The organism is Candidatus Defluviilinea gracilis (assembly GCF_057138825.1).
The window spans coordinates 51,866-72,181 of the sequence record NZ_DBNHEF010000049.1; the positions used below are offsets into that span (position 1 = coordinate 51,866).

General features: G+C 49.3%; 18 protein-coding genes. 11 read left to right on the top strand and 7 right to left on the bottom strand.

What is annotated here, in order from left to right:
• Positions 1-36: 36 nt before the first annotated feature.
• From AC16KF_RS06940 to AC16KF_RS06950, 3 genes are all read right to left on the bottom strand, one after another.
• Positions 37-720, bottom strand: coding sequence for a hypothetical protein (locus tag AC16KF_RS06940; RefSeq protein ID WP_484036577.1), 684 nt, complete (start codon positions 718-720; stop codon positions 37-39).
• A 10-nt stretch (positions 721-730) separates the two neighbouring features.
• Entirely contained in the window at positions 731-1,165 is a 435-nt protein-coding gene (locus AC16KF_RS06945; protein ID WP_484036578.1) for a DUF2690 domain-containing protein, read from the bottom strand.
• Between the two features lie 137 nt (positions 1,166-1,302).
• Positions 1,303-1,953, bottom strand: a complete 651-nt coding sequence (locus tag AC16KF_RS06950) for a response regulator (RefSeq protein WP_484036579.1) — start codon at positions 1,951-1,953, stop codon at positions 1,303-1,305.
• Between the two features lie 399 nt (positions 1,954-2,352).
• Between AC16KF_RS06950 and lon the strand changes: the two genes are divergently transcribed.
• From lon to AC16KF_RS07000, 10 genes are all read left to right on the top strand, one after another.
• Positions 2,353-4,830, top strand: coding sequence for an endopeptidase La (lon, locus tag AC16KF_RS06955; RefSeq protein ID WP_484036580.1), 2,478 nt, complete (start codon positions 2,353-2,355; stop codon positions 4,828-4,830).
• 99 nt (positions 4,831-4,929) lie between these two features.
• Positions 4,930-5,742, top strand: coding sequence for an SDR family NAD(P)-dependent oxidoreductase (locus AC16KF_RS06960; protein ID WP_484036581.1), 813 nt, complete (start codon positions 4,930-4,932; stop codon positions 5,740-5,742).
• A gap of 131 nt (positions 5,743-5,873) precedes the next feature.
• The gene (locus tag AC16KF_RS06965; protein WP_484036582.1) at positions 5,874-6,980 is read left to right on the top strand and encodes a M24 family metallopeptidase; all 1,107 of its coding nucleotides are present in this window, start codon (positions 5,874-5,876) and stop codon (positions 6,978-6,980) included.
• Between the two features lie 9 nt (positions 6,981-6,989).
• Complete coding sequence (locus AC16KF_RS06970; RefSeq protein ID WP_484036583.1) at positions 6,990-7,376, top strand: group II truncated hemoglobin; 387 nt, start codon at positions 6,990-6,992, stop codon at positions 7,374-7,376.
• A 203-nt stretch (positions 7,377-7,579) separates the two neighbouring features.
• The gene (locus AC16KF_RS06975) at positions 7,580-11,320 is read left to right on the top strand and encodes an OmpL47-type beta-barrel domain-containing protein (RefSeq protein ID WP_484036584.1); all 3,741 of its coding nucleotides are present in this window, start codon (positions 7,580-7,582) and stop codon (positions 11,318-11,320) included.
• Positions 11,321-11,329: 9 nt separating this feature from the next.
• Positions 11,330-12,388, top strand: coding sequence for a TolB family protein (locus AC16KF_RS06980; RefSeq protein WP_484036585.1), 1,059 nt, complete (start codon positions 11,330-11,332; stop codon positions 12,386-12,388).
• 128 nt (positions 12,389-12,516) lie between these two features.
• On the top strand, positions 12,517-13,149 hold the full coding sequence (locus AC16KF_RS06985; protein WP_484036586.1) for a hypothetical protein: 633 nt from the start codon (positions 12,517-12,519) through the stop codon (positions 13,147-13,149).
• A 382-nt stretch (positions 13,150-13,531) separates the two neighbouring features.
• On the top strand, positions 13,532-14,026 hold the full coding sequence (locus AC16KF_RS06990; RefSeq protein WP_484036587.1) for a hypothetical protein: 495 nt from the start codon (positions 13,532-13,534) through the stop codon (positions 14,024-14,026).
• 72 nt (positions 14,027-14,098) lie between these two features.
• Positions 14,099-14,833: a hypothetical protein gene (locus AC16KF_RS06995; protein WP_484036588.1), complete on the top strand. Its 735-nt coding sequence runs from the start codon at positions 14,099-14,101 to the stop codon at positions 14,831-14,833.
• Between the two features lie 27 nt (positions 14,834-14,860).
• Positions 14,861-15,253, top strand: coding sequence for a hypothetical protein (locus AC16KF_RS07000; RefSeq protein ID WP_484036589.1), 393 nt, complete (start codon positions 14,861-14,863; stop codon positions 15,251-15,253).
• A 37-nt stretch (positions 15,254-15,290) separates the two neighbouring features.
• Here the strand turns inward: AC16KF_RS07000 and AC16KF_RS07005 are convergent, their stop codons facing one another.
• The 4 genes from AC16KF_RS07005 to AC16KF_RS07020 form a co-directional block, all read right to left on the bottom strand.
• Complete coding sequence (locus tag AC16KF_RS07005) at positions 15,291-15,956, bottom strand: DNA alkylation repair protein (RefSeq protein ID WP_484036590.1); 666 nt, start codon at positions 15,954-15,956, stop codon at positions 15,291-15,293.
• Between the two features lie 102 nt (positions 15,957-16,058).
• A complete protein-coding gene (locus AC16KF_RS07010; RefSeq protein ID WP_484036591.1) occupies positions 16,059-17,699 on the bottom strand; it encodes an SdrD B-like domain-containing protein in 1,641 nt (546 codons plus the stop codon).
• Between the two features lie 14 nt (positions 17,700-17,713).
• Positions 17,714-18,613, bottom strand: a complete 900-nt coding sequence (locus tag AC16KF_RS07015) for a hypothetical protein (protein WP_484036592.1) — start codon at positions 18,611-18,613, stop codon at positions 17,714-17,716.
• Entirely contained in the window at positions 18,610-19,665 is a 1,056-nt protein-coding gene (locus AC16KF_RS07020) for a histone deacetylase family protein (RefSeq protein WP_484036593.1), read from the bottom strand. The genes AC16KF_RS07015 and AC16KF_RS07020 overlap by 4 nt, the downstream gene beginning before the upstream one ends.
• A gap of 46 nt (positions 19,666-19,711) precedes the next feature.
• Between AC16KF_RS07020 and AC16KF_RS07025 the strand changes: the two genes are divergently transcribed.
• Complete coding sequence (locus AC16KF_RS07025) at positions 19,712-20,269, top strand: nitroreductase family protein (RefSeq protein WP_484036594.1); 558 nt, start codon at positions 19,712-19,714, stop codon at positions 20,267-20,269.
• Positions 20,270-20,316: the final 47 nt, after the last annotated feature.

The following is a 20,316-nucleotide window of genomic DNA, read 5'->3' on the forward strand; positions in this document are numbered from 1 at the left end:
ATTATTGATATCTGTAGTAGCAGTAGCCAGGCGACTCTATGGTGTGGAGCCTTTGATTTCAAATTCCCAAGGTCCAAGACGCGCATCTGCGATAACCTCGTACGCTATATTTCGCGCGGCCAGTTCCGTCATGCTAGAAGGTTTTGCAAGAATATCAATGCCTGACTGCCCATTGCCGACATTACACCTAATCTTTATACCGCTATTTGCTTCGTCCAGTTTGTTTTGAATTGCTGGACAATCCAGCATCTCGGGCGGGGATACTGAGATTTGCCGAAGGGTCAATTTAACATCTTGCGCATCTTTGTCAACGACAACGGGGAAAAGTAAGTATTCACAACGCTCTATCTTCCTGCCATCAGGTGATGGTATCCAATTAATCGTTCCCTCCTCAACAGGAAAGAAGATCTCGTCAGTTATGCTGAGTATTACTTCGTCGCCACGATTTGCAATGAGCCAGTCTCGGCTATCTGGCAAAGTAAAGCATAGATCCACTTGATAATTTTCGCCGCTCTGATGAGCCGCAATCAGTCGGAATGTTATGTCGCTTACCGTTACCTGATTCGCTTGGTTTGCAAGATTTAATGTCTCAAAGTCTGGCTGGGTGAAGTACCTCATATTCTCTCGCGCCGATGCTTCTGTGATTTGGAAAATCAGTCCAGCAATTGCAACCAATGCAATTAACCATATAGTTGTGGTAGTTTTTTGTTGCTTAAACATGCTAACTCCTTTAATAAGTAGATGTGCATTTCCAGCTAGGGCTGTTGACAGGCCAGGTTATGGGTGATGTAGAATAATCGCCGCACGCTTGAAAGCCGCTATTTCCAGATTGTTGATCTGAATACGTGGAGTCGTTGGGTGGAGACCATCTTTGCTCCCAATAGTAATTTTTCAAAGTCGCATTATTGTAGTAGTAAAAAGCTGAATAGTTCCACGTGCGTGCCCAGAAAGTAACACAAGTATCTGATCTTCTTAGTTCAACTTTGATAGGGCCTGGATTCCCATAGGGCCATTTTTGCCGAACCGTTACTCCATCAGCTGAACAACCTGTAGTTGCTGGGTCAGTACCGTTGCAACCGCTTCCGCTACAAAGGGCTAGCGCGTTCCGCGTGGGGTGCGCTAACAGTGCGAGAACGATCATCACAAAAAGAATCTTTCGATACATTATGATCTCCTTCAAGTTGGATACTGAGTTTTGGCGATTAGATCATGCTTCTGTCGGATGTTGATTATGCTACAAGACGATTTTATACCCCTCTTCTTATTTGTCACTGGGAATATTTCGAGGTCTGACCTTGGGAATTATTCGAGGTTGTCAGACAAATGTTGCAACGCCCAAACCGTGGCTTCTTGTCTCGATTTCACTTGTAATTTTGCTATGATACGAGTGATATGATACGCGACCGTTTTTGCGCTGATCTCAAGAGATTTCCCGATTTCTTTGTTATCCATGCCTTTTGCGAGAAATTGGAGAACTTCAAATTCGCGAGGAGTCAATTGATCAATTTTACTTCCTACATCATTGCGCCATCGTTTTGCCCTATCGCGTTGCGCCTTATCAAAAATTATTTCTCCGTTTACGGCGCGGCGGATTGCGCCAATTAATCGTTCTTCGGATTCTTCCTTGCTTAAGTACCCGGCGGCGCCTGCGTCCATCATCGCGGCTAGGTAGGAATCTCGGTCGTGTGCTGTTAAAACCAGGGTAATGATTTCGGGGTATTTTTCCCGCACCCACTTTTCAAGTTCTGAAGCGCGCAACCCGGGCATTTTCAAATCAAGGATTAAGACTTGCGGGCGGAGTTTTGTTACAAGTATCTGCGCTTCATATCCGTCCTGTGCTTCCCCAATGATTTCCATATCCTTTGCTTGTGAAAGCAAAGTTCGAATGCCGGCGCGCGCCAAGGGGTGATCATCCGCGATAAGTATGGTTATTTGTGTGTTATGGGATTTCACGCTGTTACTCCTCCATATGTATTTGTGCGACTGAATTGTATCCGATGTTTTTTTTTTTCGCCAAGACTGATATAAGATGTAAATTCAGGCTCTACCGTTTTAAACGGGAAACCATTTTTCAAACACAAAGGACACGACGGTCACAAAGGAAAAACACAAGGAATCTAGGCTCTTTTCCCCCCTTTGTGTCGCTTCGACGAACTCAACGCAAGACTTTGTGTCCTTCGTGGTGAGGCTCTTTCCCGTTGATTACGGGACACCCTAAATTCATAAACAGATTTTTGTGATACAGGATAAAATACCTTGTAATTACGAATTGTTCTTAAAGTTAGCCAACGAAACTCATTACCCCTTTGTTCCTCATTCGTCAGGGATTTAGGGATGTGATGAAGAGGACGAATGAGTCACCCAAAAGATTGGACCGAAGAAGAAAATTTTGATCTGACCCTCTCTCAACGCACGGAGGAGTTGTATCGCATTGCGAATCGCGAGGCGGATGCCGATGGCATGATCGAAGCCGCGGTGTTGCCGTTGCGCGATCTGGTCGTGTTCCCGCGCATGGTCTCGCCGATTTTTATCGGGCGCGAATCGTCGTTGCTCGCGGTGGAGGAGGCGCAGCGCAAAGGGCAGACCGTGATCGGGCTGACGCAACGCGACGCGGACATTGACAACCCCAGCGTCGAAGATTTTCTGCCCGTTGGCGTGGAGATGGCAGTGGGGCGTTTGCTCGCCATGCCAGACGGCTCGCACTCCGCGCTTGTGCAGGGACGCCGCCGCGTGGAAGTTGTGGAGTTCGTGCGCAGTGTGCCCTATTTGAAAGTGCGAGCCCGCGTCATTGCGGAACCTCAAACTGCCGACCGCCAAACGAGCGCGCTCATGCGTTCGGCTTTGGACCTCTTCGATCGTTGTGTGCAGTTGGATCGTTCGATTCCCGAAGAAGCGCATTTGTTCGCGATGAATATTTCCGAACCTGGCTGGCTTGCGGACATGCTCGCCACGTCGCTGTCGTTGAATTACGAAGCGAAGCAAAGCCTGTTGATGTTGCTCGATGTGCGTGGACGATTGCAAGCACTGAATAAAATTTTGGCGCAAGAAGTGGACGTGTTGGAGCTCGAAGACGAAATCCACTCGAAGGTGCAAAGCGAAGTGGATAAAAGTCAGCGCGAGTTTTATCTGCGCGAGCAGATGCGTCAGATTCAAAACGAGTTGGGCGAAGGCGACATCTTCACGCGCGACGCGAACGACTTGAAGAAGCGACTTGATGTGGCGAATCTTCCCGATGAGGCGAAGTTGGTCGCAATGAAGGAACTCGAACGCCTGAACCAAATGCCGCCGATGGCGCCCGAAGTGGGAATCATCCGCACGTACATTGATTGGATTCTCGAACTGCCGTGGTCGAATTTCTCGCCCGATAATCTCGACGTGAAGAACGCGGGCAAAACGTTGGAGCGCGATCACTACGGACTCAAGAAAGCCAAAGAACGGATTCTGGAATACATCGCCGTCCGTTCGTTGAAGCCGAAGAAAGAACGCCAGCCGATCCTGTGTTTCGTTGGTCCGCCTGGAGTTGGAAAAACATCACTCGGACGTTCGATTGCCGAAGCGCTTGGAAGAAAATTTGCGCGCGTATCGCTTGGCGGCGTGCGCGATGAAGCCGAGATTCGCGGACATCGCCGCACTTACATCGGCGCGTTGCCTGGGCGAATCATCCAAACCATGAAACGGGCGGGGACGTCGAATCCGCTGTTCATGCTGGATGAGATTGACAAGTTGTACTCCGATTTCCGCGGCGACCCCGCTTCGGCGATGCTCGAAGTGCTCGACCCCGAACAGAACAACACGTTCAGCGATCATTATTTGGAATTGCCGTTTGATCTTTCGAAGGTCATGTTTGTCACAACGGCGAATTCGCTGGGAAGTATTCCGTCTCCGTTGTTGGATCGCATGGAAGTGATCGAGTTCCCTGGCTACATCGAAGAAGAGAAACTTGAAATTGCGAACCGCTACTTGATCCCTCGTCAGGTGGAAGAGAATGGCGTGGAGGAACTCAGCCTCACGTTTGAAGCCGACGCAGTGCGGAAGATTATCCGCGAGTACACGTATGAAGCGGGCGTCCGCAATTTGGAACGCGAACTTGGCAAGATTTGTCGCAAGGTGGCGCGTATGAAAGCGGAGGGGAAGAAGTTCGAGTCAACCGTCAAAGCCGATTCGATAGAAAAGTATCTCGGTCCGCAACAAGTCTTCCAGCCCGAAGCCGAACGCACGGATGAAGTGGGCGTGGTCACATCCCTCGCGTGGACGGAAAACGGCGGCGAGATCATGCCCGTCGAGGTCGCGGTTCTCGAGGGCAAAGGCGGATTGCAAATGACGGGTCAGATGGGCGACGTGATGCAAGAGTCGGGTCAAGCCGCGCTGACGTACATCAAATCACGCGCCGCAGAATTGAAAATTGATCTCGAAGTCTTCGAGCGCATGGATATTCACGTCCACATGCCCGAAGGCGCAATTCCGAAAGACGGACCGTCTGCTGGAATTACGATGGCGACCGCGATCATCTCCGCGCTCACGGGTCGTCCCGTGTTCAAACACGTCGGCATGACGGGCGAGATCACTTTACGCGGACGAATCCTTCCCATCGGTGGCGTGCGCGAAAAAGTGCTTGCCGCGCATCGCGCGGGATTGAAGACCGTTATTCTACCTGAAAAGAATCTCAAAGACCTAACCGAACTTCCGAAGACCGCGAAATCAGAATTGAAGATCATCCCAGTCAAGCACATGGATGATGTCTTGCAGATCGCGCTCGGCAAAGATGCGGTCATCGAACCGCCGCGACCGAAGAAGCAGAATAAGGAAGAAACGCAAGAAGAGAGCGAGTAAATTTAACACAAAGGACACTAAGGTTGGACACGTGACGAGCGAATAGCCTTTCCGTAGTTTTTCTTCGTGTACTTTGTGTCCTTTGTGTTTAAAAAAATTATGTCAAATTCACTCAAAAACAAAGTCGTCCTCATCACGGGCGCATCCTCTGGATTCGGCGAAGACGCCGCGAAACTTTTTGCCGCAGAAGGATGCAAAGTCATCCTCACCGCGCGCAGGCTCGATAGATTGCAAACGCTCGCGGCTGAGATTCAAAGCAAAGGCGGCGAAGCGCTTGCCATTCCTGTAGATGTTTCAGAACGCGCCGAGATCGAAGTGATGGTGCAGACCGCGCTCGATCTCTATCGCAACATTGACATCCTTTTCAACAACGCGGGCTATGGCGCGGTCAACTGGTTCGAGAATCTCAAACCCGAACGCGACATCGAAACGCTGATCCGCGTCAACCTCATCGGCACGATGCTCGTCACGCGCGCCGTCCTTCCGCACATGCTCGAACGCGGCGAAGGTCACGTCATCAACATGGTGTCTGTCGCTGGTCTTATTGCCGCGCCCACGATCACATCGTATGCCGCCAGCAAATTCGGCGCGCGCGCGTTCACCGACGCGCTTCGCCGCGAAGTGAGTCACCTCGGCATCAAAGTTTCGGGCATTTATCCCGGTCCCGCCGTCACTGAGTTCGGCGATAAACTCGAACGCACGCAAGCGCGCAAAACGATCAGGCACATCAAGTATCCGCATCTCACTTCTGAATATGTCGCTCGGCGCGTTGTCGAAGTTGCCAAACGTCCGCGCCGCACGCTGGTTATCCCGTGGTGGTTTCGCATCATCACCACGTTCGACACGCTCTTCCCCGTCGCAGTGGATTGGATCACGTATTTCTTCTCGAAGAAGAATCATAATTTGGATTAACTTTTCATCCTGAGCGGAGGGACTGAGTGTACGTCGAAGTCCCGCAGTCGAAGGACACACGTACACGCCATCCCTGCGTTTCGACTGCGCTACGCTCCGCTCAACGCGATAACATGCTTAAGGAGACTCACATGACTCAATCACGCTTGGACAAACTCAACGCTTCGCTTTCGACGGGTGGACTTGATTCAGTGATCCTGAATCCGGGTCCAACCCTCAAGTATCTCACCGGGCTGAACTTCCACTTGATGGAGCGTCCCGTCGTTTTGTTTTTTGCAAAAGACCAAATCCCCGCGCTTGTCCTCCCTGAATTGGAATTGCAAAAGGTGGCAAATCTTCCATACAAACTGCAAGTGTTTTCGTATCCCGAAAACCCAGCCGAATGGGATGTGGCGTTCCGCAAGGCGGCGCAGGCTCTCGATCTCGATGGGAAGCGGGTTGGCGTTGAGTCGCGGCAATTGCGTCTGCTGGAATTCAATTATGTGAAGAACGCCGCCCCCGAAGCGGACTTCCCCGACGCGGGCGATGCGCTATCCCAACTCCGCTTACGAAAAGATCGAACGGAAGTGGAAGCCATGCGCCGCGCGGTGCAGATCGCCCAGTCCGCGCTTGAGGCGACGATTCCGTTCATCAAAATTGGCATGAGCGAAAAAGAGGTGGCGGCAGAGTTGATGATGCAATTGTTCAAGCATGGTTCCGATCCTGAAATGCCATTCAGTCCCATCGTTTCAGCGGGACCGAACTCGGCAAATCCGCACGCCTCGCCGACGGAAAGAAAATTACAAGCGGGCGATTTGCTTGTGGTGGATTGGGGCGCGGCGCGCGATGGGTATATCTCCGACCTCACGCGCACGTTTGCAGTGGGTGAGGTGGATGCCGAGTACGAAAAAATCCACAAGATCGCTCAGGAGGCGAACGCGGCTGGTCGCGCCGCCTCGAAGCCGGGCGTCCCATGCGCAAATGTGGACAAAGCCGCGCGCGACGTGATCGAACAATCTGGCTACGGAAAATATTTCACGCATCGCACCGGTCACGGCATTGGCATGGAGGGACACGAAGACCCCTACATGCGCGGCGACAATATGCAATTGCTCGAACCCGGCATGGCGTTCACGGTTGAGCCTGGGATTTATCTGGCTGGACGAAACGGCGTACGCATCGAGGACAATGTTGTCATCACCGACTCGGGCGCGGACGTGTTGTCCGATATGCCGAGGGAGATGCGGGTGGTGGGGTAGTTCTTTCTAATGATCGACTCCGAACACTCCCTCTACGAACTCCTCGGCGGCGAGACGGGCGTCCGCAAACTCGTTGACCGCTTCTACGACTTGATGGATTCCGCGCCTGAAGCCGCGGACATCCGCGCCATTCATCCGAAGAGTTTGAAACAATCGCGCGAAAAACTTTTCATGTTCCTCACTGGCTGGTCGGGCGGACCGCAACTCTATATCGAATCGCGTGGTCATCCTGCTTTACGAATGCGTCACGCGCCATTCTCCATCGGCGAGACGGAAAGTAGTCAATGGGAATGGTGCATGCACAAAGCGTTGGATGAAATGGACATAGAACCCGCCGTGCGCGATTATCTCAAAGGTCACTTTTCAGACGCGACGAAGTTTTTGAGGAACCGCTGATGTCGTTGAGAGTCTTCGAGAAGCACTCTCTTCACCGTTGAGGGAGATTGCTTTTGGCGGCAGGTTTCGAGATAAAAATCTGTCAGACAGCCTTTCGCATTTGTAATCCATTCCAAACAAGCCTGTAAACTCCTACATCACTATTCGCCTGTATGCTCCTGCGGCTTCATTAGAAGTCATCATCATTGATTGGCAGGAAAACCATGCAAGGCAAATCTGATCTTATCCATATCAAACGCAAATCGCTCTTGTATTTTGTTATAACAGTTCTGATTTTAGGAATTGTCACACCTGTCTTGGCAGATTATCTTGGACCAGATCGCACAACTACCACGAGCGAAGTGGACACGTATGATTATGGTGTGTGGGCGCGGGACAATAATAAGGCTCCATATTGCCTTGATAAAAAAGGAAATAAGGCGGACGATTGTATCGTCTGCGAGTGGAAACGCAAGCCGGGTAGCGCTTGCGGCGATGCCACCTATTCGTACAAACTCGGCACCATATCAGAAGTCGTAGAAAAGACAATCAACTTACCTCCTGCGGCCATTAGCAGTTCCCTGCAAAATTGCAACTCGAACAATGGCTGGTGTAACACTTTGCCTACGCTTACCCTGAATGGAAGCGAGCCTTTAGCGGGTTACAACATTCTCGCGGTTGAAGGCTCGTTGAACGGACAAACATTTGCCTGTTCGGGTTCTTCGTGCGATGTGCCTTTGAGCGAAGGCAACAATGATCTCACCTTTTGGGCGTTATCATCGTATGGCGACAGTTCCGAGATGGGAAGTCTCTCCGCCAAAGTGGATGCAATGTCGCCGAATGTGGGTCTGGATGTCATCGGCTCAAACGGGACGAATACCTGGTATGTTTCTTCTACAACGGTTACTGCCATTGGTTCAGACTCCACATCAGGATTATCCAGTGTCTTGTTGTCGGTCAATGGCGGAGCATGGACAGCCTCGACCACCCTTAATGATGGAGTGTATGCCGTTGATGTGCACGCCGTAGACAATGCAGGGAATGTCTCCAACTCATCAACCACCATTTCGGTAGACACGGTCACACCTTCCATCAGCCTGAATGTAAACGGCGCGATGGGAGGCAACGGGTGGTATAGTTCCAACATGCAAGTCACAGCCAGCGCCAGCGATCTCACTTCGGGCATTGCTTCACTCGAAGTTTCCGCCGATAGCGGGCTTTATCAGGCGTACACCTCTCCTGTCTCTTTTACGGACGGCTATCACACGATCCAGTTCAAAGCGACCGATAATGCGGGGAATCAGACTGAAACTCCTATTCAGGAATTTTATGTAGACACTACAGCCCCCGCGATTGACCTTCTTTCTTCATGGGAAGTGAACAAGACTATTGGGTACAACATTCAGGATGATGGCAGCGGACTTGCGGCATTGCGTATCGTGATTGAAGATGAAGACGAGAAATACAAAAAAGTCACGTGGGATGAAGAAGTTTCAGGGGACAAGTTTAAAGGTGAGATCACATGGAATGGAAAGTTCAGGGATGGCACGGTTGCTCCGCCCGGCGAATATCTGGTGTGGATCAAAGCTAAAGACCAAGCAGGCAATGAGCGTTTCGGATTGGGCAGGGTGATTGTTCCCCAACCCGCAGTGTTCTCTTTGCTCCAGCCTACGATTACAAACAATCAGGAACCACTCCTTCCACCACAGGAATTGTTCGATGAGGATGAGTTGCCTATCGCAAACTCATCATTAACAACGCCGCCGCAAACAAGTTTTGGTGGATTAACCACAGACCCCAAAGAAGTTACTCAAAATTCCCTATTGCTGGCTACGGGTACAGCCTCTGCTTCCACCTCATCCAACTCAAACATCCTGTGGGGCGCAACCGCCGCCGCGCTCATTGGCTGGGCAACGGCTACCGCGTTGGAAGAAAAGAAGAAGCGCAAAGCGTTGCATCGAGCCAGTCGAGATGAAGCGGAGCAAGTCAAAGCCCGCGCCAGTCGAGATGAAGAGCCATCGTTGACCCGCCAAGAGAAGGAACTCGCTAAACAACGCAAAGAATTACAAAAGATATGGGACGCCAACGGCGCGGCGATCTATGAGGCGAATCGGGAATATAAAACGAAGCATGGCAAGGAAATGGATGCGGCGGCCAGAAGCAAGGCGATCAAGGATGCGACCAGAGATGGCGTCTTCAACGCCGGAGCGTATGCGTCCAATTTGGAAGCGGAGCAGATGAGGCGGGACGCGCAGAACGAACATATGGCGAACAAGATGACGCGCTTTGAGAAAGAAGAGGAAGCCCATTGGCAAGCGTCACAAAAAGCGGCAGAGGAGAAGCGGAAAGCCGAAGAGTTGCAGGCAGGCTATGCCGCCTATTATGCCGCGATGAGACAGGGTGAGCAGGAAGCACAAACCAACTGGTGGGACAAGGCAGTAGACTTCGCGCAGGAGAATATTGTTGAGCCAATTCAAAAAACATGGAACACTGTCACAACCTTTGTGCAGGACAAAATCGTTGAACCTGTCGTAATTGTTCTTGACGAAAGAGTCTATCAACCTTATATCAAACCAGCGGCGGAAAAGATCAAAGAGGTTGTCAAGGAATCGGCGAAGTGGATTAATGAACATATCTATCAACCATACATCAAGCCTGTAGTTGATACCGTAAAGAACAACGCTAACATGGCGATGGAGACAGTTCAAAATGGCTGGGCGAGTCTCTTTAGCCTGTTTCAAACTCATCCCACAGCGGCTTGGGCAACCGCAGGAACAGTGACCCTTGCCGCAATTGCAGGAACAACCTATTATCTCAATTGTTTGGGACAACCAATCTTCACTCCGCCCGCTGTCTCGCTTTTCAATCTGGCAGGTATTGGCGCCTTGCCGGTGGCAGGTGTTCTCACCACCGGAAAGAAAAAGCGATTTCACGGCATCGTGGTTGGGTTGTTGCTACTCGGCATGCTTCTCTCCGCATGTGGAACGGGAAATGTGCCGTCTGTACCAACGACCACGCCAACACTCTGCCCATCTACCGAGACACCCGTGCCTATCCCACCAACAGTTCCACCGACGGCAACAACTACACCCATACCGTTTACGTTACCACCAGCAGTATATGTTGTACAACCAAATGATGTGTGTATAAATATCGCTGTGCGATATGGAATAACTGTGGATGAGTTTGTTGAAGCCAATAATAGCGACGCTAATCCAAATAATCAAATTTATTATGTCCCCAACACAGATCCCAACAAGGTGATATGTATTATCAATGCCGGTATAGAATACATAATTCCCTCAATCTCTTACAGAACACCTGCAGAATATGTAAACTATTGGCAGGGTTATTGTATTGAGTCGGAGAAAGATGGAATAAAATCAGTATGCCTATCGCCAAATGATTCTCCATCAGTTATGCTGGCTCACACTCTATATGGCGAAGGTGGATCGAGTATTAATGCTCTTACCTCTGCAAACGTAATGCAGGTGGCGATAAACCGCATTAATTCCATTCTTCGGAACAGAGGAATAAGAGTAGAAAGTCTGTCGTTAGAACAATATCAGAGCCTGATTTTATACGTCATTTCTCAGCCTTACGACTATGAAACTGAAGACGGCCAAAGCGGGCAAGAACCAGCGTTTAATGCTTTTAATGCGCCCTACCCTCACCAAAACTCTGATGCGATAGAAACCAATTGGGATCAAACTTTACAGGTAGCCACTATGCTTATGGAATCTCCCGCTTACGATCCGTCAACAGGGCTTTTGGTTTGGCCCAACAATCTGCCAGTATTACCTTTCGAAGGTCATCCAGAGATAGCCTTTAGCGTTACATCATACTGTGCGACACCAACAGGTGTATCGCTTCCTATGGATGAGGGGACTCCAGTATATATAGAGTACGGACAATATAGTACTCAATATTACTTTAACGATGGAACTCATCATGATTGCAAATAAGGTATTACTATGAAAAACAAAAAGTTTTTATTTATCCTACTCTTGTTGGGCTCATTAATAATTGTTTTTGCGATGTTTTATAAACAATCTCCCGCGGACAGTCGCACATCACAAATTCTTATCAATGGATCGTCTAAAGCGTTTATCTATGATATAGATAGGAATAAGATTTCACTGATCCCAAAAGCGCAATTTGCCTATGGCTGGTCACCATCTGGTAAACAACTTCTATACAAGAATGAGGAAGGGCTTTGGGTTAGTAGGTATGATGGTGATAACCCAATAAAGATTCTTGATGCTGTTGAACATCCTCAATTGAATAATGGTTTCCCTGATGCTGTTTGGCTAACAGACAGAATTGTTTTAGTTGAATCTAGAATCAAATATGGGAATAGTTCACTTTATAGCATTGACCTTCAGTCTGGCGTGGTTACAGAAATCTCCCCTTCGGGAGGCGCATTATTAACATCACCTGAGGGTTCTTATTGGCTAACGCAAAATAAAAACGTTTATCTTGTCACTTTAGACGGCACACAAAAACTAATTCAAGAATTATCGAATTATAGCGGGCTCCCTATTTTCCTTAGTGGCTCCTCCTACCGATTCTCGCCTGATGGCACGAAACTTACATACCCCGTACAAGCAAATTATCCAGCAAACGCAGAATTATGGATTGGTAATATTTCAAAAGATGGACTAACGAACACTCGCTTGCTAATTGACCCGAAAGATTGTAATACGCAATTTGGTGGTGACGTGCGTTGGTCGCCTGATGGTAAATTCATTGGTTATTATGGCTACCGGGAGGAAAAATCTTTGTTTTGTGTTAGTAATACGGAGACCGGGAAAACAGATGTTATCTGGCCGGTTCAATACACATCTGGAACTTTTCTATGGTCTCCGATATCAAATGAAGTAGCAATTGACAATATAAACGCGCTTGGCGTCATAAATCTGCTCGACTTATCAACGGGCGAAAGCAAAATTCTCTTGAACAATCAAATGTTAGGTCTGCCAGAAAGAGTGACTCTTTACATGATGGATTGGCGTTTAATTTCTATACCCTAAATTCGACATATTTCTGTATGCAACAACATGGGTCAGTAAACTCCTGAGCGCGCATTAACAACTCCTATGCCGTCATCGCCAACCAACACACCCAGGGTATCCCTAATCAAACACCGGAGCCGTAACCTATGAATAAACAGAAGAAATCGGCAGAAGTAATAAAATATATATTTGTGGGAGTAATTGTGTTGGCAGTCACTGTATCACTGGCAGGAGTCACACCAACGGGAGATAGAAAAATAATCTTCAATTATTTTTCTATGTATATCGCGCTAGGATGTAGCGCTATTTTTTTTATGTCTGGCATCGCATATCGCATCTACGATGAAAACAAATTGATGTCTTGGATATCGAGGTACTTAATTTCAATAACTATAATGCCAGCGGTGATCGGTGTAGCTTGCCTCAATCTTGTATACGCAAGTTTTCCCTCATGGAAGGTTATTGCTCCATTGGGAGCAATGTACGTGCTTGCGGCAATGTTGCCACTTCTCAACGAGAAACTTTCCGAAACCCTTCATACAGAAATCTTCGCGCCTCGATCCTGTCTCGGCAGAGTTATTGCCATGTCTGTGCTATCGCTTGCGCCAATAGCAGGTATTTTTGGAGCCTTTCTATCCGGCGTTGCAGAAAGGCATGGCGGCACAATAGGGTATTCCCTCATGGGGTTGGTTTTTCATTTTTTCTTTGTTTGGGGAACTATTTCAATGGCGTATCAAGCCTGGGAACGCCGCCCTTGGAAATCGTCAAATCAGGAGTAACACTATGGAGCATTTACCAAATCTATGGATACTTTGGTTGGCTGGGATTGTAGGTTCTTGGATAGGGAAGCCTCTTTGGCGATGGTGGCGAAATCGAAAAAAGAATCATTGATTGGAATGGACTTTTGCTAGACCTGAAAACGGGAGGGTTAGTGAATTCTTTCAAGATGAACCGATTCCTTCCCATATTGATTATGCTCTTGAGGATGAGCTCGACTTGGAGCCGTCCAAGGATAGAAGCAGCGCATACAATGCTGTCACGAAAATATTGGGCTTTCTATATCACGATATCCTTGGGGGTAATAATGAAATGCAAGTACAAGCTCACTGGTCAAATGACAGATAAATCGTTTTATCATTCTATTTCAAGGAAAACAAGATCATGAAATACGCACCAATTTTTGCCCTGCTTATCCTGCTGATCTCTACACTGAGTTGCAGAGGTTTGTCTCAAAAAAAACATCGGCAGAGCGACCCGTTCTACGAGGATTCCGGAGAAGGAAAGTTTTTGGTCGTGCCGTTGATCAAGCCATACAGGGTAGTAACGGATGAAGGCACATCCGTAGGTTGGCAAATGGACCTACTTGAGAATCCTCCCGTAACTCGCATTCGAAGCATAGAAAAAATAGCCGTGCATCATGACGCGATCATGATCTTTGCTCCAACCAATCCACAAATATTCCCTACTGATCCGATGTGGCATTGGATAGTTATTGTACCCGATCAGAAGATCGAGGTAGGATTTGCCAGCGAGGAGGATTTCTTGAAATACATTCGGGAATTTGGCATCAATGAACCAAATTGGGTTAATCCTTTGGATGCGTTCAAGCAGTTTGAGAAAACTGGCTGTTTGGAGTGGATACCAGATTGTGAATAAGCAAAGAAACAACTTGATTCTTATCATAGATCATTTGCTGGGATTTTTTGACAGATAAGTAGGAGAACTAAAATGCGAATATATAAGCAAAAGTTGTTGATTCTTAGTTTTGGCTTGTTACTTTGCGGTGGATTATCTTGCGGAATTCTTTTCTGGTCTGAAGAAATTCCAGCTTCCCCTGCAGAATTTGACCAAACTGGGTGCGAGAATCCCTGCTGGAATGGACTGCAAACAGGTGTTTCCACAAGGCAGGAAATACGAAATGTGCTTGATACGTTCCCGGCAGATTCAAGCCAGATTCAAATTGAAGAAGGGGAATACTTATCAGGTTATCAGTTTATCAAGATTAGGTTCATTGATGAATCATATCGTTATCATCCTAATGGTTCTCCCCCAATAATATCGTTTATATTTGAAGAGGATGACGATGATGTGGTTGACCGCATTTACATAAACGACATGTTGATAATGGGTCAGGTTCTTGATGTTTTTGGAGAACCAGATGGAGTGATTTTAGTTTCAAGCCCAACAATTCATCCGGACTATTGGAAAAAATCTATTCACTTCTATTATCCCAATATCGGGATAACTGTAGGTTGCTATCAGGGAACAACACTGTCGAATGTCGACGGTTCGCCTTGCAAGTCTGAATTTTCCATAGTTTCATTGGCGTATTTCAAGCCTGAGGATTATAGAAATATACTAAAAGAAGAATATGGCGATGCAGATTTGGCCTTGAAATATTTGACGCCTTACAATGGTCTTTCGACTAACTATTCAATTTTTGTTGCGACACCTATACCATAATGTTAAAAATAAGCGAAAGGAGACGAGATGAAGCTTGTTGGTTTATTACTTTTGGTGATTTTGGTTATCTTGATGTGGTTCTTTCCATCCGCCATGCCAGTTCTTGGCATGTCTCTACTCCTGCTAAGTTTCGGCGTAGTCATTCTGCCTATTATCAAGAAGCAAAGGGAGTTGTACAAGCGAGGCAATCTCACGAGTGGCGAGTTGGTGCGCAAGATTGCTCTTGAAGTATTCGGTATTCTCCTTGCAATGGCGCTCGCGGGCTTGGCTGGCAGGTATCTTGGACAAATTGTAATCACACAAACCTCCAATGAACTCATCAAACTCATCGCCGGTATCTTGATTGGTCTGTTGGCTGGGATAGGTGTGGGCGTTCTCGTCCAAAGAACTTGGGGACAGATGATAAAAACAAGCCACTGATTGCAGAATTGACGACAAGCGAAGCCACCGGCTACTTTTACCTCAAATGCTTCATCGCCTCGCGCCGACTGATGGGATGCAGGTCGGTTTCCTTCACAAACCTTTTCACTGCCTTTGTATCCTCTCGCGCGTATTGGCGTAATGACCAGCCGATGGCTTTGTTGATGAAGAACTCATCCGAGCCGAGGTTCTCGCGGATGATCTTGCGCAGTAGATCAAAATCCGTTTCTTTCTTGTAGTCGAGTTGAAACAGAATCGCCGTGCGCCTGAGCCAGATATTTTTTGACTTACGCCATTTGGCGAGATATTTTTCCTTCACATCGGGGAAGCGGCGAAAATGCGCGCCGACGATGTGTGCGATGTTGTCCACTGTGTCCCACCATGATTTGTGCGTGATCATATATTCCAGCGTTTTGATAGACGACTCGGGCAGTTTCTTTTCCAGCCTCTCCATCAAACTCATCGCAACATATTGAAATTCGCGCTGAGGCAGGCTCCACAAGTCGAGAGCGATCTCGTCCATCTCCTCAAGCGTTGGCATGCCATGAAGTTTCACATGCTCCCGAAGCAACTCCTTCACCTGCGGAGATTTGATTCCCAAATATTCGAACTGATCGCGCATATACTTCTTCATCGGCGCGGCTTGGGATGGATTCGCGTTTTTCTCGAAAAGGAATTTTAGTTTTGCGGCATAGAAATTCATAAATCTCCAATCTCCAGTCTCCAATCTCCAATCTCCAATCTCCAATCTCCAGTCTCCAGTCTCTAATCTCAATCTTCTAATTCTCTAATCCTCCCTTGCCTTTCACGGCGTCGGCGTATCCAACGGATCGGCGGGTTGAACAAATTGCGCCAGCCACGCGCCGTTGCCTTGATCGCTCACAGATGAAAATGGAGTCATCAAATGAATCCACGTTCTGCCTGGGTGGAGAGGAATGGGGTTGTTGAACGAATCGACAAAATAGATCGGACGAAGCAAACCTGTCGCCTTCTCGTATTCACGATTCAATGTTGACCATTGGATTCTAAAAACTTGTCCATCACGAAATAAGTACGCGACTCCCTTTTGACCCGCGCCGAGCAAAATCTCAAGTTGATTATGACGATAGCGCGAATGTTCGGCGAACAATACGATCACATTTTCAAACGCCATTTGCCTGCCCGTCAGACGATCTGTTGCGGGAAAAAGATTTCCAGTTTGATCGGCTCGGTCTGTCCAACGCAAATACGTTTGCGAGATCGGGTCGTATTGCCAGCCCGATTGCGTGAACGAATTGTAGAAGACATCGATCTCATTCGCAATACGCCCGTCGTTCAGAATTGAATCGGAGAAAACATTTCCCGAATAATTCACAGGTTGCCGCGGGTTCAACGCATTCTTTGCGAGTTCGCGCAACCGCGCGCGCGTGAGCAACGCGCTGTTGGGCGTGGTTTTATCCACGCCATAAACGATCTCGCACGCATCAAGTTGCTCGCCGATGTCCTCCGCTGCGCTCGCATACACGAGACAACTATTCGGAAACATCCCGCCGATCTGGTTGTACGTGAGTCGCCCCGACCGCACAGGTCCGATATATGGCTCAAGCGGAAAAAACCAATTCGGAGGAGTCCCGGTCACAACAGGACTCGCCGTCATCGTTGGGATTTTTTGGAGGACGAGCCCCGCGTCAACATACGGGAGGGTTGATTCACCCGCGGGGACTTTTAGCTCCCCTTCGGCGTCCGCATCCGAATCAGAATCCTCATCGCCGACATTTTGCAGAGTGAATTGATACGCATCGGGTTTGACGACTTGGATGATCGCATCATCGCGCGGATGATCGAAGGCGAAATATCCATTTGAATCGGTTGTCGTTTCGTTTAAAACATTTCGGCTGTTCGCATCCAGCAAGCGGACGCAGACTCCCCCAACTCCCGCTTCCCAACTGTCTTGCACGCCGTCCGCGTTTTCATCGAGCCAGATGCGGTTGCCGATCCAATGCCCTGTTGGAAAGAAGACTTCCTCGCGCACCTTGCATCCGCCAGTGACGTTGGGAATCGCGCGCAAATTGTCGCCGTAGAACACGCCCATGAATCGCGTGGAGCCTTCGCCGATGTAAAACTCGAAGATCCACGGCGCGAACGCGGGTCCCGCTTGCGGACGGGCAGTCACGGGCATGTTACTGATGGAAACTAACACTGCGGGAAGGTCTAACAACGACGGGTCGTGCACCTCAAGCCCCGTGAGCGGATTGACGCCCGTCGGAAAATCCGTCTGGTTTGGACCAAGTTGAACCGGCGGACGATGCGGTTGCGGGGTGGCGGTCAGAGTCGGTGGGGCGGTGAAAGTCGCAGTGGGGGACGAGTCCGTCTGTGTCGCAGTCGGCAATGGAGGTTGCGGCGCGTTGGCATGGCACGCTGTGAACGCGAGAAGAATTAAAGGAGTGAAGATGGCATTTCGATTCATGCTTTGAAAAATATCTACGGCGGGGGCCAGTGGATAATCGCCGCTTCGGAGAATCCATGCTTTTCGACGGTGTATAGTTTTCCTGAAGAGGGGAAGTTGCAACCCGCTTCGTCGGTGACTGTGTAACTAGTTTTGAATTGATCGGGGTATGAATCGGTCCACCAAATATACGCGCCGTTTTGGCAGACGAACAGTTCGAGGAGGTAGCCGCGGTCGTCGTCGTTGGTCATCACGACCTTGTCCCAATGGATCGTAACTTTTTTCCCATCGCGGACCGCAAACACGTTCTGCGGCGGGCCGTACATGTTGCTCCCGATGGATTGCAGATGAAGTTCTTTGTACTCCAGCGTGGTCACATCGCCGACCACATCCACAACGGATGGCGCGACCCAGCAGAAATAATCCAGTTTGTCGAATTTCACGTACAGCCATTTGCTATATAGAAATCGCTGGCGCGCTGTGCCAACATCGCCGGGGTACAAGTCTGCGGCGTGGAGATAGGCTTGCGAGGGACCGTAGCGGCAATGCGCTTGTTTGTTGACCGTAACCACAGGGAATGAAAACGTCGGCGTGGATGTGATCGTGAACGTCGGGGTGATGCTTGGCGTGAAGGTAATTGTCGGGGTGAATGTTTCGGTCGGCGCGAAGGTGAGCGTGGGTTGAGGAGTGTCTGTCGGTGGGACAACGCTTGCGGTGGCTGTCGGTGTCGCTTGCGCAACGGGCGATACTCCGCAGGCTGTAAGTATGATTATCAGGACAAAGACAGCAGGAGACCTTTTTAACACGAAGGACACAAAGGTCACTAAGGTTGGACGAGCGATAATCGAATCGCCTTTCCGTAGAGTTTCACTTTGTGTGCTTGGTGTCACTTCGACTTCGCTCAATACAAGCCTTTGTGATAAAGGTTTTTTCATTTGAACTCTCCAAGAAAGGCTGTGATGTTCCTGCCCAGCGCCTCATTATTGTATCCGCCCTCCATCACGATCACAGAAGGAAGATTCAATAAGGCGATGCGTCTGCCGATCTCGCGGATGCCCTCGGTCGATACTTTGATCGTGCCAAGCGGGTCGTCGGCGTAAATGTCCATGCCGGCAGAAACGACGAGATGCGCAGGTTTGTATTCGCGGATCAACTCCAGCGCGCGATCCAACACGGCGAGATATGATCCATCGTCCGTGCCTTTGGGTAAGGGGAAGTTGTGATGAAAGCCCAAGCCTTGATCCTTGCCGCGTTCGTTGGCAAAACCGAAATAACTCGGGTACTCAAAGTCGGGGTCGGCATGGATGGAAATGGTCAACACATCGTTGCGTTCATAGAAAATATCTTGTGTGCCGTTGCCGCAGTGGTAATCAATGTCGATCACCGCGACGTTTCCTTTGGAAGACAACCAATGCGCGGCAACTGCCGCGTTGTTGATGAAGCAATATCCGCCCGCGTAATCTTTGCCGGCGTGATGACCGGGCGGGCGGCATAGGGCAAAGGATGAAGGCTGAATTCTGAAGGATGAAGAGGAGGGCGAAGCGGTGGATTGAATAATTGATTCGGCCGCGCTGAGCGCGCAATTCGCAGAAGCCAATGCGGCTTGGTATGTCCCTTCGACGATGCACGCGCTCAGATCCATGATGTAGTAGCCGCCGCGCCCGAGCAACGACTTCGGCTTTTGGGGGTGATGCCGAAGAGCGAACGTGGCAGGCAAAAAGAGGGAGGGATCTTTGGGCTTTGTCTCCAGCCATTCCGTCCAGCAAGAGGCGAGGAACGCAATGTAGTCTTTGTCGTGCGCGGCGAGAATCGGGTCGAGTCCAAAATCCGACGGTTCCCGTATCTCCGCCCAATCTGTTTCGCGCAGAGCGTTCAGGATGCGATCCATGCGGTCGGGGTTTTCGAGATACGGCGCGCGCAAGCCGCCGTCAAATAGTTCAAACGATGGGTCATGCTTGCGATGCGTTTCGGAATAAAAAATTTTCATGGGTAAGAACCTTTGCCACAATTGTATCAATAGGCTGGAGGATTTCATGGACGTCATTGAAGCAATTCATCACAGACAGAGTAATGCAAAAGTAAAGCAGGATGAAGTTCCGCGCGCGGTGATCGAAAAATTATTGAGCGCGGCCGCGCAGGCGCCGAATCATTATAAGGTAAGACCCTGGCGATTCGCGGTGTTGACGGGAAGCGGACTCAATAACTTGGGAGAGGTGTTCGCCGCTTCTTTCGCGGACCGTCATCCTGATCTGCCAGCGGAGGCGTTAGAGAAAACCCGCGCATTGCCTCGCCGCGCGCCGCTCATCATCGCCGTCGGTGTGGATAAGCCCGCCGAACCGAAAGTGTTGGAGATCGAAAACATCATGGCAGTGAGCGCGGCGTGCCAAAACATTTTGCTCGCCGCCGAAGCCGAAGGACTCGCCGCCAAGTGGCGCACAGGCGAATGGGCGCTGGATTCGAAAGTGAAAGAGTTTTTAGGCTTTGCCCCTGACCAACATCTGATCGCGTTTTTGTATATCGGCTATCCCGAAGGAATACCGGAATCGAAACCGCGTCCCTCGTTTGAAGATCGAACGGTGTGGGTGAGATAGAGACAAAGGCGAAGGATGAATTATGAAGTATGAAAAGAGCGCTGAGT